This is a genomic window from Sorangium sp. So ce448, from assembly GCF_051520915.1.
GTDB lineage: Bacteria > Myxococcota_A > Polyangia > Polyangiales > Polyangiaceae > Sorangium > Sorangium cellulosum_B.
In genome coordinates, this window is sequence record NZ_CP150343.1 from 9,410,180 (window position 1) to 9,426,146 (window position 15,967).

The 15,967-nt window shown below is 67.5% G+C and carries 7 protein-coding genes and 1 pseudogene; 3 read left to right on the forward strand and 5 right to left on the reverse strand.

Going from position 1 to position 15,967, the window contains the following annotated elements:
• Positions 1-84 precede the first annotated feature (84 nt).
• Together WMF45_RS35715 and WMF45_RS35720 are read left to right on the forward strand one after the other, a co-directional pair.
• A complete protein-coding gene (locus WMF45_RS35715) occupies positions 85-2,184 on the forward strand; it encodes an ABC-F family ATP-binding cassette domain-containing protein (RefSeq protein ID WP_437709992.1) in 2,100 nt (699 codons plus the stop codon).
• Positions 2,181-2,948: a glutaredoxin domain-containing protein gene (locus WMF45_RS35720; protein WP_437709994.1), complete on the forward strand. Its 768-nt coding sequence runs from the start codon at positions 2,181-2,183 to the stop codon at positions 2,946-2,948. The genes WMF45_RS35715 and WMF45_RS35720 overlap by 4 nt, the downstream gene beginning before the upstream one ends.
• 458 nt (positions 2,949-3,406) lie before the next feature.
• Here the strand turns inward: WMF45_RS35720 and WMF45_RS35725 are convergent, their stop codons facing one another.
• The 3 genes and pseudogenes from WMF45_RS35725 to WMF45_RS35735 all read right to left on the reverse strand — a co-directional run.
• On the reverse strand, positions 3,407-3,817 hold the full coding sequence (locus WMF45_RS35725) for a hypothetical protein (RefSeq protein ID WP_437709996.1): 411 nt from the start codon (positions 3,815-3,817) through the stop codon (positions 3,407-3,409).
• Between the two features lie 367 nt (positions 3,818-4,184).
• Positions 4,185-4,475, reverse strand: coding sequence for a hypothetical protein (locus WMF45_RS35730; RefSeq protein ID WP_437709998.1), 291 nt, complete (start codon positions 4,473-4,475; stop codon positions 4,185-4,187).
• Between the two features lie 187 nt (positions 4,476-4,662).
• Positions 4,663-7,314 (reverse strand): annotated as a pseudogene (locus tag WMF45_RS35735) (ISKra4 family transposase); the annotation flags it as partial.
• A 2,651-nt stretch (positions 7,315-9,965) separates the two neighbouring features.
• Here WMF45_RS35735 and WMF45_RS35740 point away from each other — a divergent pair.
• Positions 9,966-10,460 (forward strand): recombinase family protein, encoded by a 495-nt coding sequence (locus WMF45_RS35740; RefSeq protein ID WP_437710000.1) that lies wholly within the window; start codon positions 9,966-9,968, stop codon positions 10,458-10,460.
• Positions 10,461-10,539: 79 nt separating this feature from the next.
• On the opposite strand, the gene WMF45_RS35745 is transcribed toward WMF45_RS35740, so the two are convergent.
• Both WMF45_RS35745 and WMF45_RS35750 read right to left on the reverse strand, forming a co-directional pair.
• Positions 10,540-10,926, reverse strand: a complete 387-nt coding sequence (locus WMF45_RS35745; protein ID WP_437710002.1) for a hypothetical protein — start codon at positions 10,924-10,926, stop codon at positions 10,540-10,542.
• Entirely contained in the window at positions 10,923-15,944 is a 5,022-nt protein-coding gene (locus tag WMF45_RS35750; protein ID WP_437710004.1) for a toxin TcdB middle/C-terminal domain-containing protein, read from the reverse strand. The genes WMF45_RS35745 and WMF45_RS35750 overlap by 4 nt, the downstream gene beginning before the upstream one ends.
• Between the last annotated feature and the right edge of the window lie 23 nt (positions 15,945-15,967).

Consider the following 15,967-nt stretch of genomic DNA (forward strand, 5'->3'; position numbering starts at 1 on the left):
GGTCATCCACGCTGTCCGCGCGATGTGGGCCCCGCGCCCCGAGCGCCCTTGCGCGCGCCGGACACATGCTAGAACTCGGCCGCAATGACGGTCCTCCAGGTCGCCGACCTCAGCTTCGGTTACGGCGCGGACAGGCTCTTCCAGGGCATCACCTTCTCCCTGGAGCAAGGCCAGCGCGCCGCGCTCGTCGCCCCGAACGGCGCGGGCAAATCGACGCTGCTCCGCCTCGTCGCCCGCGAGCTCACCCCCGACACGGGCTCGGTCGTGATCCGCAAGGGGATCCGGTTCGCGTACTTCCGGCAGTCGCACGAGCTCGCGGCCCAGGGCACGGTGCTCGAGGCCTTCCTCTCCGGGTTCTCGGAGGTGCTCGAGCTGCGCCACGCCCTCACCGCGGCGCAGCACGCGGCCGCCAGCGGCAGCGAGGCCGATCTCGCCCGCCTCAGCGATCTCACCGACCGCTACCACATCGCCGGCGGCGACGACCTCGAGCGCCGCGTGGAGATCATCGCGGCCCACCTCGGGTTCTCGCCCGCCGACATGGAGCGCCCCGTCTCGAGCCTGTCCGGCGGCGAGCGCGGGCGCCTGCAGCTCGGCGTGGTGCTCGCCATCGAGCCCGATCTCTTGCTGCTCGACGAGCCCACGAACCACCTCGACATCGAGACCATCACCTGGCTCGAGAAGCACCTCGCGGGCCTCGGCGGCGCGCTCCTCTGCGTCTCGCACGACCGCGCGTTCCTCGACGCCGTCTGCCCGCACACGTTCGAGCTCGGGCAGCGCAGCTTCCGCGCCTACCCGCTCAAGTACAGCGACTACGCCGTCGCCCGCGAGGAGGACCTGGCCCGTGAGCGGGAGCTCGCCGAGCGGCAAGAGGCGTTCGTCGCCAAGACCGAGGACTTCATCCGGCGCAACATCGCCGGCCAGAAGACGAAGCAGGCGCAGAGCCGGCGCAAGATGCTCGACAAGCTCGAGACGATCGACCGGCCCGAGGACGTGTGGGCGACCGCCGAGAGGGTCCGGTTCCGGTTCGCGCCCGCGCCGCGCAGCGGGGACATCGTGCTCGACGCGCGCGGCCTCGGCGCCTCGCGCGGCGGGCGCACGCTCTTCTCCGGCGTGGACCTGCTCCTGCGGCGCGGCGACCGCGTCGGCATCGTGGGGCCCAACGGGACCGGCAAATCGACGCTGCTCAAGCTGCTCGCCGGCGCGGGCGCGCCCGAGGACGCGGGCGACGTGCGGCGCGGGACGAACCTCTGCCAGGGCTACTTCGACCAGCACCTCGGCTCGCTCGACCCGTCGAGGACCGCGGTCGAGGAGATCCGCAGCGTGCGCGCCGACATGAACGTCGACGCGACACGCCAGTACCTGTCGCGCTTCCGGTTCTACGGGGACGACGCGCTCCGGAAGGTGCAGGGCTTCTCCGGCGGCGAGCGGAGCCGGCTCGCGCTCGGCAAGCTGCTCCTCGAGCCGCGCAACCTGCTCTTCCTCGACGAGCCGACGAACCACCTCGACATCCCCGCCGCCGAGATCCTCGAGGAGGCGCTCGCGGGCTTCGAGGGCACGGTGCTGCTCGTCTCGCACGACCGCAGGTTCCTGGAGGCGGTGACGACGCGCATCGTCGCGGTGCGCGAGGGGCGCGTGGACATCTACCCCGGCGGCTTCCGCGACTACCGCGACAACCTCGAGAAGCTCGCGGCCGAGGCGGAGGAGGCGGAGCGCGCGCGCGAGGAGGGCGAGAGGGCGAAGGGCGCGCGGGGAGCGCGGAAGACGGCGAGCGCGCCGCCGCCGCGCGAGGAGCCGAAGGCGGAGGCGGCGGACCGGGGCGCGAAGGCGTCTGGCCGCGCGGTGCGGCGGAGCGGCGCGACGATGCCGCCGCCGGACGATGCGGGCGCGGGCGACGCGGCGGCGCGCCGGCGGGCGTTCGAGACCGACAAGGCGGCGGCGCGGGCGACGGAGCGCAAGCGCAAGCGGGTCAAGGAGCTGGAGGCGGAGATCGCGGCGGGTGAGTCGCGGCTCGCCGAGATGCGCGAGGCGCTCAAGCAGGACCCGGGCGGCGACTGGGCGAAGCTCGCGGCGGCGGCGCGCGAGGAGCAGGCGCTCGCGAAGCGCGTCGACGCGGCGATGGCGGAGTGGATGGCGCTCAGCGAGGAGCTCGGGGCCTCGGCGACGACGGCGGGAGGCGAGGCGTGAAGCGGCGGGCGGGGGGGTCGCGGGGGGCGCGGATCGCGGGGGTGCTGCTCGCGCTCGCCGCGGCGGCGCTCGGCCCGGCGTGCAAGGAGAAGCGCGCCGACGGCACCGCGCCGGCGCAGGCCGTCGCCGAGCTGCCGCCGCTCGAGCTCCGCGACGACACGGCGAACCTGATGCTGACGTGGATCGACGAGAAGGGCGACACGCACGTCGAGATGCGCCCGGCCGACGTGCCGGCCGAGGGCCGCGCGCTGGTGCGCGCCATGCTCTCGGACCGGACGGAGGGGACGCGGGACGCGTTCTACGTCGCGGATCTGACGCAGAAGCGGCCGGACGGCACGTATGCGGTCCGGACGATGCCGCGGAGGGAATGGGAGTCGCTGCTGGAGAAGCGGCGCGCCGAGCACCTCGCGAAGACGGCGCCGCCGCCCGCAGCGACGCCAGGCCCCGGCGGCTCTGCGGGCGCCGGCGCGCCGGGCGCGCCGAGCCACCTCGCGGGGGTCACGGTGATCATCTACGGCGCCTCGTGGTGCAAGCCGTGCCACCAGGCCGCGGACTACCTGCGCTCGAAGGGGATCGCCGCGGTGGTGAAGGACATCGAGGAGGACGCGGGCGCGGCCGCGGAGATGCAGGACAAGCTCGCGAAGAGCCACCAGCGCGGGGGGAGCATCCCGATCATCGACGTGCGGGGGCAGATCCTCGTGGGGTTCAGCCCGGGGGCGATCGACCAGGCGCTCGCGCGCGCGGCGGGCGGGACGACGCTCTGAAGGGGCGGCGGGCCTCTGCGCTCGTCCAGGCGCGCGGCTGGCTCGACCACCACCTCGATCGGCTCGACGACGCTCTCGCTCGCTATCACGCCGTCCTCGATGGCCATGACCGCCTCCCCCTCCGCATCGACTGAGCGCGCCGGCGCTCTGCGACCGCCGCAGTCCACCGGCGCATCGCCTCGCTGCGATCGCGGCGAGCGGAGATCCAGCTCGATGATGGCCACCACAGAGCCGGATCGTCCGGCCATCAAACAGCCTGCTCGGTAACACATAGCAACCCGGATGGGTCACCACGCCGAGCCTTTCTTTTAAGGCGTTCCGTTCACAGCGCCGGATTTCTCACGCCTCGGATCGGCATCGTAGGCGGGAAATCCATGCCGAAGACTTGTTCCGGAGTTCAGCATCCAGGGAAGACGCTACCAGCGTCAGGATGGCGCCAGGCCATGGATCACGATGGGTCATGGAGCACTAAGCTGCGCCGTAGCGTATACACCCTCATGGTGCACGATCCACAGTCGCCTGTCCACCGGAGCGCAAATGATGACATCGCACCCCGAAAAGACTCGCTCAGAGAATTGGTCAGAGCACCACGCCTGGAACTCTTCAAATTGAGACGCAGATACTGCAAACGCGCCGCTTCCCTCTTTGAATGAAACATCTGTAACCACGACCAGCTCGGTGTCCGGTGACAACGAAGAGAGCCCGAGGAGCTTCGCCATGGTGTCATCATCTTCGATACCCGCTGGGATGCGTGTCCACTGAAGAGTACCGAGCGCATCGTCAATCGCATCTGGAACGATCGACGAAAGCCTCGATCCGATCATCGATTCAATCTGTCGCGCGACCACGCCCAAATCAACTATGTTCATTGCTCTCTCTTTCGCGACGCCTGCCGACACACATTACATAGCACCGATCCACTACCTATGATCAGGCTTATAATTCTCCCACCCTTCGACAAACGCCTTCTGCACCGTTTCCCAACCACCTTTGCCCTGGCGCATGGGCAGCGATCGATGGCGAGGCTCAACATCAACATCACCGGGCGGTCGAAGGCGCACATCGGCTCCCCAGCCCCAGGGCCGGGACTAGCGCCTTCACGTGGCACATTTTCGTGGTGCGAATTGTCTATTTGGCGTGGGCCACTGGTGCGAGCGCCAGAGAGGGATCCATCACCTTCTGGTGCCCTCGGGCGAACGATGGGGGGGGGGGGGGACGCAGCAATCTGAGTTCAATTTATATATTATTATTGTCAGCAGAGAAATACATCAGTTCAAGCCTCCTCTCTTTCTCCGAGTTTAGCTCGACCGCACGTCGAAGTGTCCGATGGTGCTCAATCTCCCGTGCGGGAGCACTTCGGAGAAAACGAACGAGATCCGCCCTCTGCTCGTCGGTCAGCATTGGCCGCGCAACGAAGACGTTCTGCACGGGCTCGTACTTCCAATCCGGGTCATTCGGCGTAATTTTCAGTAGATACTCGTAGAGCGAGCTCCACCACGGATCCCATTCCTTCTGTTCAGGATCCACGACGAGGTATGCACAGGTGGTCCGCAATGGAATATCGATACGAACCTGACGTATATGGCGCTCACGATCCGACATTAGAAGGCTCCAGGTGGAAGAGGTACAATCGTCCCCGATCTGAGAATCGTCTCCCGTGCCCTCGGCGTGAAAATCCATTGGGTGCGGCTCTTCTGGAACGAGGGCATTTTGCTCATTTCACCCGGCGCAGCTTGGGTCGAGGCGGCGGCAGCGGTGAGGGGACATCGCCCCCTGCATAACGTGCACGGTGCGTTCGGTCATGCTCCTGCTGCAGGTGGAACGCCCAGTAGGCTTCGAGGTCGCCGCTCGAGCGCAGCGAGCGGAGGCGCAGCACCGCCTCTGCGCCTCGGAGCGACCAGCGAGCCCCTGTGCGGTCCATGCGATCCTTGACGAGATGGCGGCATGCGCCCTCGATCACGCCCGTTGCGATGGGCAGCCCCGCTGCGAGCGCGCGCTCGTAGTGCAAGAGCGTCCGATGCTTCACAAGGTAGCCGATGCAGGTATCGAGCGTCACCGCTGTCCCCATGTCCAACACGCGGCTGCTGGCATGGCGCCGGATGGTGCTGGCAATGGCTCCGGCCGTGCGCCCCGCGAGCAGCTCGTGCAGCCGGCACGTCACCCACTGCTCGACTTCCTTGGTCCCATCGGCGAAGAAGCAGTGCGCGGCCTTCCAGAGACACTCAAGCACGTGGATGATATCGAGCACTATCGTGATCTCGACGCATGCCTTCTTCGCAGCGCGCTTGACCAGGGTGTTCTGGTCCTTGTTGCCGTCGACCAGCACCACCCACCGCCGAAGGCGTTCCGGATCGCGACGCAGGCCTTCAGCAAACGCCGCCGAGATCACCTCCCGCGCTGACTTCTCCACGCTCGCCCAGACCCGTTTGTTCACCGGCCGCGGCCGTTGCGCCGCGACGTCCTTCACAGGGCGCAAGTCGTTCACGATGTCGTCAGGCGTGCGGACCCAGGGGTCTATCGTGTAGATGGTGGCGACCTCGGCCATTCGCTTCCGGTTGCGCTTCTCGCCCTTGGCGAGGCGCTTGGTGAGCTTGTGTTTCCCGGCTTCCGCAGCCTTCCGCGTCGCCGGTCGGAGGTCTTCGCGCCGCATCGCGATCCCCTTGCCGTCGAAGCTGAGTACCAGCAGCGCCTGAGTGTCCTCGACTTCAACGGCTCGGCTGGAGTAGAACGCATCGAAGTCCTGCGCGGCGCGCTCCGCGAGCTCCTCCACCTGGCGCTTCGGCACCGCGGCGCCGGTCGATTTTCTCAATCCCTCAACGACCTCATCGAACGAGCTGCGGGCGGCGCTCTCGGCGACGTAGCGACGGACGCTGTGCGAGTAGAGCTCGTCCGGCAGGCTCAGCCCGCCCCCCCGATTCCTTCGCCTCTCGCGGCCGAACCTGGGCTGCGGCTTCGCTCCTGGGCCAGCGGATAAGTGCACGGCATGAACGGCGCAGGGGGGCCAAGTCCACCGGCTTCGTCGACGGGCGTCTGCATCGAGGGGATAGGGGCGCGGTCCCAGGGACCGCACCTGCCGCGCAACACCATGAAATCGCACGGATTTTTGTCGTCGCCAAGGATCTACACCCTCCGCTTTTATAATGTCAGAGGTTTTGTCCAACGCGCGACCAAGCTTTCCGAAGAGCTTTGCGGCGCCAGCCACTTCGAGCGGCCCAGGCCCCAAGCCCTCGCCAAACCAGGCACCTACCTCCTCGCCTTTGTTGTAGTCGACCACCTTCGGAACCTCGATGTCAGCACCGAAGAGATTCGCTACGCCTTCCACCGTAGCACCTGGAGCATTCACCAGGCCTTTGGCGAAGCCAGCAACGTCCCTCCCCTGGATCTTGCCGACACCCTTGTCGTCCCAGAGCTGCCCTTCGTACGAGAGACCATTTTCATCCGCCCGTGCCTGCACTTCGGCAGCGGACTTGGTGATCGTTATCTCGGCGACCTCAATCTCAATGGGCGGTCGTGTGCCCTCGATGGTCACCGGAGCGAGGGTGGTCACACCTGGTTCCGCGAGGATCTTACTTCCTTCGGTGCGGACATACCATCCCGCGCCGTGGGAACCAGACTCCGACCAATACTGGTTCCCACCCCAGGTTCTCGACAGGCGACCGACGTACTTCTCATCCTTGCTCGAACCCAAGTACGTCGTCGTCGGCTCGTGGCCGCTCGGGTCCACCAGCCGGACAGGGTTTCCCGCCGCGTACTCGTACAGGTTGATCCCACCCTTAATTCCTATGGGATCTGCGCTCGTCCACCTCCCCAGCCACGGCGCATAGTACCTCGCCCCGTGGTAGTACAGCCCCGTCTCCTCGTCCTTCTCCTTGCTCGTGTACCGGTACCGCTTCCGGCTCACCTCCGCGGCGCTGCTGGCCGACCAGTATGCCGTCGTTCCGTAGGGGTGGTACTCCTCGTAACCGATCACGAGCCCCGCGCCGTCGACCTCCAGCGACGCCGACCCGAGGTGGTTATCGAGCTGATACCGCACCCGCGGCGTCACCGTGAACGGCCCCGCGGTGTCGACCGTCTTCGTCTCCACCATGGCCACCCGCCGCGCGCCATCCATCACGTGCAGCGTCTGCCGCTCGAGCACCAGCCCCGTCGCGTTGCGCTTGCGGTAGACCTCGTATCCGCCGAGGTAGATGCGCTCCTCCACAAGCCCGTTGTGCTCCCACACCTTGCGCACGCGCTGCCCGGCCGCGTCGTAGGTGTAGTAAACCACCCCGCCGCCCCCGAGATCCGTGCTCCGCAACTGGTCGTTCTCGTCCCAGGTCAGCGCCGCGATGTGCGGCATCGACGTCATGTTGCCATGTACGTCATGCGTATACGTCGCGCTGTAGGGCCCGTTCACCGGGTCCCCCGACACGCTCGTGCTCGTCAGCCGGTTGCTCGTCGCCTCGTGGGCGTACCGCCGCGTCCAGCTCCCCGCCCCGGCCTCGTGCACCATCCGCAGCAGGTTGCCCACCTCATCGTAGAAATACTCCTCCGCGTAGCTCCTCAGCGCCTGCGCGTCGTTCGCGTGCGGCAGCGACTGGATCGGAACATCGTTCTGGTCCCGCTGCACGTCGGCAATGCCCCCCGCGTGCTCCCGCCCCGTCGCCTCGATCAGCCGGTAGACCGCGTCGTACACGTACTGTGCGCTCGGCGATACCACTGCGTTGTTGAAGAACACCGTTTGCTGCGCGCTGTCCCCGATCTCCACGATGTTCCCGGCCGGGTCGTGCACATACGTGAGGTTCTGCAGCACCGCGCTGTCCGAGCTCCGCGTCGTCTTCAGGCGCGAGAGCCGGAACGTCAGCGGGTCATACGTGTACGCCGTCGAGGTGCCATTGCCGTACTCGATCCTCTCGCGCTGCCCCTTCGCGTCGTAATCGATGTTGTCGACGAACGTCGTCCACGCCACCGCGCCTCGAACGCGCGCCTCGACCCGCTCGAGCAGCCCCGCCTCGTTGTACGTCGGCTTGACCTCGCTCGCATCCGGCGCTGTCACGCTCGTCGGCCGGTTCAGCGCGTCGTACGCCGTCTGCGTGCCGAAGCTCTCGGTCTCCAGCAGCGGCTCGGCCGCCGTCGCGATGGCGGACACATCCGTCAGCACAGACAGCACCGACCAGTCGGCGTCCGCGTGCACGTCGCTGCGCAGCCGGCGCGAGGCCTGCAGCAGGTTGCCCTTGAAGTCGTACGCCTGGCTCGTCACCACGCCCGCGCCATCATACACCTGGTACGGTCTGCCGCGCAGGTTCAGCGCCGTCGCCTGCGGATGCGCTTCGCCGTAGACGTAACGGCGCGCCAGCCGCTCGCTGCCCGAGCCGAGCTGCACGCGCTCGTGCGTCGGTCGGCGCAGCGCATCGTACGACGAGCGGTAGACGAACCCACGCCCGTTCCAGGCCCGCAGCCGCTGTCCTGTCGCGCCCGCCAGCATCCACCGCTCGCCGCCGTCGTTGCTCTTCTGATAGAGCAGCTGCCCGCCCAGCCCGAAGCGATGCTGCATCGCCTGGTTGCCGCGCGCGTCCGTGATCACGAGCGGCTGCCCCTTGATATCCAGCGTGCTCTGCGTGACATACGGCCCCTCAGCACCGTTGTCCGCCACCGCGCGGAACACCCGCCCCAGCGCGTCCAGGTGGCTCACCGCCGGCGTCCCGGCGTGCGCGGCCGCCAGATCCGCCGCGCGCCGCTCCGGATCGCCCGCCGTCAGCGCCTGCCGCGCCGCGTACCACGAGCTCTCCAGCACCGTGTCGTTCGGATCGTGCGACGTCTGCTTCCACGCATCCAACACCACCCGCGAGAACGTGCCATTGGGCAAGTCGGTCCGGATGAGCCGGCCGAGCGGATCGTACCGCAGGATCGGCGTAACTCCCCACTCCACGAGCTCCGCTTCGTCCTCGTACTCGTTCGTCGCGCTGAAGAACGGCTCGTACTGCTTGACCGGATTGCCCTTGTTGTCCAGCACCGTGCGCCCGGTCCCGATCCAGCGAGACGTCGCGTGCGAAAAGACGAGGTGGCCCTGCGCGTCGTGCCCGAGCGCGCCGTTCGCGTCGCGCTCGGGCGCGAGCCCCGGCTCCGCATTCACCTTGCGCAGCACCTCGTTGCCCGAGCCGTCCGAGTAGCTGTACGTGTCCAGCCAGCGCGTGTTGCCCGCGCCGTGCTGCTCGCGGGCGCGGGCGTGCACCACGCTCGGCTTGCCGGTGAGCCGGAATCGCTCCAGATCGTACGCGAACGTCGCCGTCGGGTCGTCGAGCGTGTCGCCCTCGCCGGCCCCCGGCTTGCCCATCACCGCCAGCAGCGTGACCCTCCCCAGCGCGTCGAAGCGCACCTCGCTCACATTGCCGTTCGCGTCCGTCAGCTTCAACGGGGCGAGCACACGGTAGTCGGGGACGGCTTCCACGACATTGCTCAGCGGATCCGTCACCGCCGTCACGAGCAGGCAATACGGGTCGTAGGCAACCTGCGACGCATTGCTGAACGGATCGATGAACGTCGTCGGCAAGTAGAAGTGAGCCGCCGAAGGCACCGCCCGCCCCGAGGCCACCCAATAGTCCGGATCGTCCGGGAGCTGGAGATAACCCCCCTCCGTGAGCATGCCGCTCGTGACGCGGGTCCCGAACACGGACGTGATCAGCGAAGGCGTGAGGACCTTGGCGAAGCTCTCGTAAACGAGCGCCCTGCCCCCGACCTCGCCGAACGGCAGCGGCCCCGTGAGATCGTCGCTCCAGTCCCTCGTGCGCGCATGCTGCAACAGGCGCTTCTGGAACGACCCGCCCGGCGTCCCGTCGTACGCGAGCGTCGGCGCGTCCTCCGCCGCGGCCGCCGCGTCGAAGACTGCCTGGAACCCGAGCACCCCCTCAGAGCCAAGCGGCAGGCCGTGCAGCTCGTAGGTCCGGGTCTCGGTTGAGCAGCGCCAGCAAGATGGAGGCCCCCAGGCGCCATCCTGAGCGCGTTCTTTGAGGGGCGAGAAACGAAGCCCACTCAGAAACCTTGGTCGAGGTCTTCGAGAAGAAGATCTCCGCCGCGAAGGACAGGCTCGAGTGGCAGCGGCTCAAGACCGTCGCCCACCAGGGCAAGCTCGATGCGATGCTGGTCTTCGCCCTGGATCGGCTCGGGCGCTCCCTCGTTGGCAACCTTCAGGAGGTGCTCGCCCTGGATCGCCTCGGCGTCGAGGTCATCAGCGTGAGGGAGCACTGGCTCGACATGGGCGGCCCGATCCGGGAGTTGCTCATCGCAAGCTTCTCCCGGGTGGCCCAGGAAGAGCGATGGCAGATCGCTTCCCGGTGTCGAGCTGGCCAGGAGCGTGCCTGCCGACAGGGCACGTCGGCTGTCCCCGAGCGGTCGTGGATCTCGACCAGGCCATCGAGCTTCGTGCCCGGGGCCCCTCCATCCGGAAGGTGCCGAAAAGCCCGGCGTGTCGTCCTCGGTCCCTCCCTCGGGCGCTTCGGAGCCACGACGGAGCCGTCGGCGCATGGACATCGCTAGGTGGCGAGGCTCAACACCAACAACACCGGGCTGGTCGAAGGCGCATGGACTGGATTATGAGCTGCTGCACCGCCCTCCCTCACCGTCGCCAGTCCCATGTCGGTCTAGCTCGGATCAGTTCAGCGAATTCGTGAAGCGGCAGAATGATGCCATGCTGCGTGTCCACCACCAGGTCACGTCGTTCCGCGAGCTTCTGCACCACCCGACGCGTGAGCGGCAGGTTGGTCGTCGTCAGGGTGAAGAACCTCGGAGCAGCTCCGATGAGCTTCGTGATCGTTGGGACGGTGTCAGGGTCTTCGATCTCCGCGTATGGGTTTGGATTGAGAACGATCCACCTCTCCCCAGGGACGGCAATCCTGATCCCACCAAAGTCCGTCTTGGCGAGCTGAAACATTTCGCTGAGTGGCGCGGCGAGGCTCTCAATGAACTCCCCAGCCGGCGCGGCAATCGTTAGGGTATCGGTCATGGCTTTTGGATCCAATGCGATGGCCGAGGACCGGCCGCCACAATATTATGCAGCTGCTCTGGGGTGGTCGCCACCGACCACCCCTTCTTCGCGATTTGCGTTTGCAAGGCCCTTGACGCATAGGGCGCATAGGCGATGGGGTCCCAGCCACGCGCCGCAGTTTCCTCCATTTGAGTCATCAAACCCCTCGTACCGCCGGTCTTTATTTGAATCGCCCGCCCGTCGGTCAATGCAATATCGAGGTCCGTACCAGGCTCGCCGTTGGGCCGCACCGTCTGGACGTTGACATCCTCTACGATCCCGGGAATGCGCGCCTCGACTTCGGTTGCCAGCTCTCCAACCTGCGGATCCTTGCTGGTGAAGGTCCTCGGTGCTCCCCTTGCGGCGTCAGCGGCGACCTTCAGCTCGATCTTCTCGGCAGCATTCCGCTCGACCGTCGGCGCGGCGGCATCAATGACCTCCTTCCCGGCCCTTTGCTCGGCGACCTTCACCACCTCCTTCTTTAAGGCCTGCGTGGCAGTCTGGACTACCTTCTCCTCGGCCGGCCGTAACGCAGTCTCTACCTTCTTGGCCGTTTGGCCCAGAAGCGCTCGACCCTCCTTCCCCACTGCACGCCCGGCGTCATCTAGGGGGCCAGGAAGATCGAGCGGCGATACACCCGGGGGATGCGGATCGGCAAGTCCGACAGCCAGCGCGCCGGCTGCGTACGCCTTTCCCGGATTAGCAGTAATCCAGACATACGCTGCTGCTGGCGCCTCCATGACGATGCCCCCGATCATCCCCCCGACAACGGCCCCCGCAGCCTCGGCCCCGAGCTCTTGCCGGTATTGCTTCTGCGTGATCTTGCCCTCGAGAAGGCGGTCGACCCGTCGATCCTGTTGCGTGCGGAAGGGCTCGCGTCCGTCCGGATCATGGAAGACGACCGGGTTCCCCCTCACGTACTCATAGAGGTTGATCCCCCCCTGAATCCCCGCGGGATCCGCCGCCGTCCACCTCCCGAGCCAGGGCGCGTAGTACCTCGCCCCGTGGTCGTAGAGCCCCGTCTCGTCGTCCTTCTCCTTGCCCGTGTAGCGATACCGCTTCAGGCTCACCTCCGCGGCGCTACTGGTCGACCAGTACGCCGTCGTCCCGTAGGGGTGATACTCCTCGTAGCCGATCACGAGCCCCGCCCCGTCCACCTCCAGCGACGCCGACCCGAGGTGGTTGTCGAGCTGGTAGCGCACCCTCGGCGTCACCGTGAACGGCCCCGAGGTGTCAACCGTCTTGGTCTCGACCATGGCCACCCGCCGCGCGTCATCCATCACGTGAAGCGTCTGTCGCTCGAGCACGAGCCCCGTCGCGTTGCGCTTGCGGTAGACCTCGTAGCCGCCGATGTAGATGCGCTCCTCGACGAGCCCGTTGTGCTCCCAGACCTTGCGCACGCGCTGCCCGAAGGCGTCGTAGGTGTAATACACGACTCCGCCGCCGTCGAGATCAGTGCTCCGCAGCTGGTCGTTCTCATCCCATGTGAGCGCTGCGATGTGCGGCATGGCCGTCATGTTGCCGTGAGCATCATGGGGATACATCGGGCTGGACGGCTCGTCTTCAGGATCCCCGAAGGTGCTCACGAGCCGGTTGCTCGTCATCTCGTAGGAATACCGCCGGATCCAGGTCCCCGCGCCGGCCAGATGCTCCATCCGCTGGATGTTGCCGACGGCGTCGTAAAAGTACTGCTCGGTGTAGTTCCTCAGGGCCTGCGCGTCGTTCGCGTGGGGCAGCGCCTGAATCGGCAGGTCGTTCTGGTCGCGCTGCACGTCGGCGAGCCCGCCCGCGTGCTCCCGCCCCGTCGCCTCGATCAGCCGGTAGACCGCGTCGTACACGTACTGCGCGCTCGGCGATACCACGGCATTGTTGAAGAACACCGTCTGCTGCGCGCTGTCCCCGATCTCCACGATGTTCCCGACCGGGTCGTACACATACGTGAGGTTCTGCAGCACCGCGCTGTCCGAGCTCCGCGTCGTCTTCAGGCGCGAGAGCCGAAACGTCAGCGGGTCATATGTGTACGCCGTCGAGGTGCCGTTGCCGTACTCGATGCGCTCGCGCTGCCCCTTCGCGTCGTAATCGATGTTGTCGACGAACGTCGTCCACGCCACCGCGCCTCGAATCCGCGCCTCCACCCGCTCCAGCAGCCCCGCCTCGTTGTACGTCGGCTTGACCTCGCTCGCATCCGAGGCGGTCAGGCCATCCGGGGCGGTCAGGCTGGTTGGGCGGTTCAGCGCATCGTACGCCGTCTGCGTGCCGAAGCTCTCGGTCTCCAGCAGCGGGTCGGCCGCCGTCGCGATGGCGGACACATCGGTCAGCGCCGACAGCACCGACCAGTCGGCGTCCGCGTGCACCTCGCTGCGCAGCCGGCGCGAGGCCTGCAGCAGGTTGCCCTTGAAGTCGTGCGCCTGGCTCGTCACAACACCCGCGCCATCATACACCTGGTACGCCCTGCCGCGCAGGTTCAGCGCCGTCGCCTGCGGGTGCGCTTCGCCGTAGACGTAACGGCGCGCCAGCCGCTCGCTGCCCGAGCCCACCTGCACGTGCTCGTGCGTCGGCCGGCGCAGCGCATCGTACGACGAGCGGTAGACGAACCCACGCCCGTTCCAAGCCCGCAGCCGCTGTCCTGTCGCGCCCGCCAGCATCCACCGCTCGCCGCCGTCGTTGCTCTTCTGATAGAGCAGCTGCCCGCCCAGCCCGAAGCGATGCTGCATCGCCTGGTTGTCACTCGCGTCCGTGATCAGGAGCGGCTGCCCCTCGATATCGAGCGTCGTCTGGGTGATGTACTCCCCCTCCGCGCCGTTGTCCGCCACCGCGCGGAACACCCGCCCCAGCGCGTCCAGGTGGCTCACCGCCGGCGTGCCCGCATGCGCCGCGGCCAGATCCGCCGCACGGCGCTCCGGATCGCCCGCCGTCAGCGCCTGCCGCGCCGCGTACCACGGGCTCTCCAGCACCGTGTCGTTCGGATCGTGCGACGCCTGCTTCCACGCATCGAACACCGCCCTGGAGAACGTGCCGTTCGGCAGGTCGGTCCGGATGAGCCGGCCGAGCGGATCGTACCGCAGGATCGGCGTAACTCCCCACTCCACGAGCTCCGCTTCGTCCTCGTACTCGTTCGTCGCGCTGAAGAACGGCTCGTACTGCTTGACCGGATTGCCCTTGTTGTCCAGCACCATGCGCCCGGTCCCGACCCAGCGCGACGTCGTGTGCGAAAAGACCAGGTCGCCCTGCGCGTCGTGCACCAGCGCGCCGTTCGCGTCGCGCTCGGGCGCCAGCCCCGGCTCCGCCTTCACCTTGCGCAGCACCTCGTTGCCCGAGCCGTCCGAGTAGCTGTACGTCTCCAGCCAGCGCAGGTTGCCCGGTCCGTGCTGCTCGCGGGCGCGGGCGTGCACCACGCTCGGCTTGCCGGTGAGCTGGAATCGCTCCAGATCGTACGCGAACGTGGCCGTCGGGTCGTCGAGCGTGTCGCCCTCGCCGGCCCCCGGCTTGCCCATCACCGCCAGCAGCGTGACCCTCCCGAGCGCGTCGAAGCGCACCGCGCTCACGTTGTCGTTTGCGTCCGTGAGCTGCCGCGGGGCGAGGACGCGGTAGTCGGGGACGGCTTCCACGACGTTGCTCAGCGGGTCCGTCACCTCCGTCACGAGCAGGCAATATGGGTCGTAGGCGACCTGCGACGCATTGCCGAACGGATCGACAAACGTCGTCGGCTGGTAGAAGTGGGCCGCCGAGGGCACCGCCCGCCCCGAGGACACCCAGTAGTCCGGATCGTCCGGGAGCTGGAGATAACCCCCCTCCGCTAGCATGCCGCTCGTGACGCGGGTCCCGAACACGGACGTGATCAGCGAAGGCGTGAGGACCTTGGCGAAGCTCTCGTAAACGAGCGCCCTGCCCCCGACCTCGCCGAACGGCAGCGGCCCCGTGAGGTCGTCGCTCCAGTACCTCATGCGCATGTGCTGCAACAGGCGCTTCTGGAACGACCCGCCCGGCGTTCCGTCGTAATCGAGGTGCGTCGCGCCGTCCGCCGCGTCGAGGACCGCCTGGAACGTGAGCACCCCCTCCGCGCCGAGCGGCAGGCCGTGCAGCTCGTAGGTCCGGGTCGCGGTCGGGACCCCGATCCGATAAGCACCCTCCTCGTCCGGGACCAGGTGCTTCACATCGTTCTCTGTCAGCGTCGCCTTCCCCTCCCCCTGCTCGGCGAACGCCGTCCACGCCGCCCGCCGGCGATACCCGATCTGCGCCGCCCGCAGGACCGCACCGTAATTGTCGACCTCCAGCGTGAGCGCGTGCGCCACGCGCGGATCGCTCTCGCTGCGCTCGTAATGGTACTCGAGCGCCTCGCGCGCATGGGCGAAGAACACCGCGTGCGCATTGCCCACCGCGGGCTGGAGCCGCCGCATCGCGTAGCTGTGCTCCTTGACGACGTACGGCCGCGGCTCCTCCGCCGTCCCGTCGAGCGCATAGATCTCCTCGCGGAGGGGCCGCCCCTTGAGCGCCCGGCACGCCTCGCGCATCTCGACGGCGCCGAGATCCTCGCGAAGCAGCGTGTCCGCCAGGCGGACCGCCGCCGCGTCACCGGCGTAATACTTCCTCTCGTACTGCGCCGAGATCTTCGCTCCCTCGATCCAGGCGCCGGTATGGAACCACGTCTTCGTCAGCACCGGCGGCAGGTGCAGCTCGGGATCGGCGTTGGCCGTGGGCGGCGCGAAGCCAGCCCCGCTGAACGCCGAGAACGACTCGGTGTCCCGCTGCTCGACCATGCCGAAGCCGCGCATCTCCCGTTCCACCCCGTCGTAGTCGCCGTGGTGGTAGGCATATGTTGTCACGAAGCGATGCCGCGAGATCGCGTCGAAGACCTCGACGCGCTCGATGACATGGACCACGAACGGCAACTTCGTCACCCACGGCCGGCCGGCCGCCCGGTCGGCGAGGTAGAACTTCGTCGACGGAGCGTAGGTCACCGTCGTCGTCCTTCCGAGGTTGTTCGCGATCGAGGTCAAGAGGTGTGGCTTCCGGAAGTTGC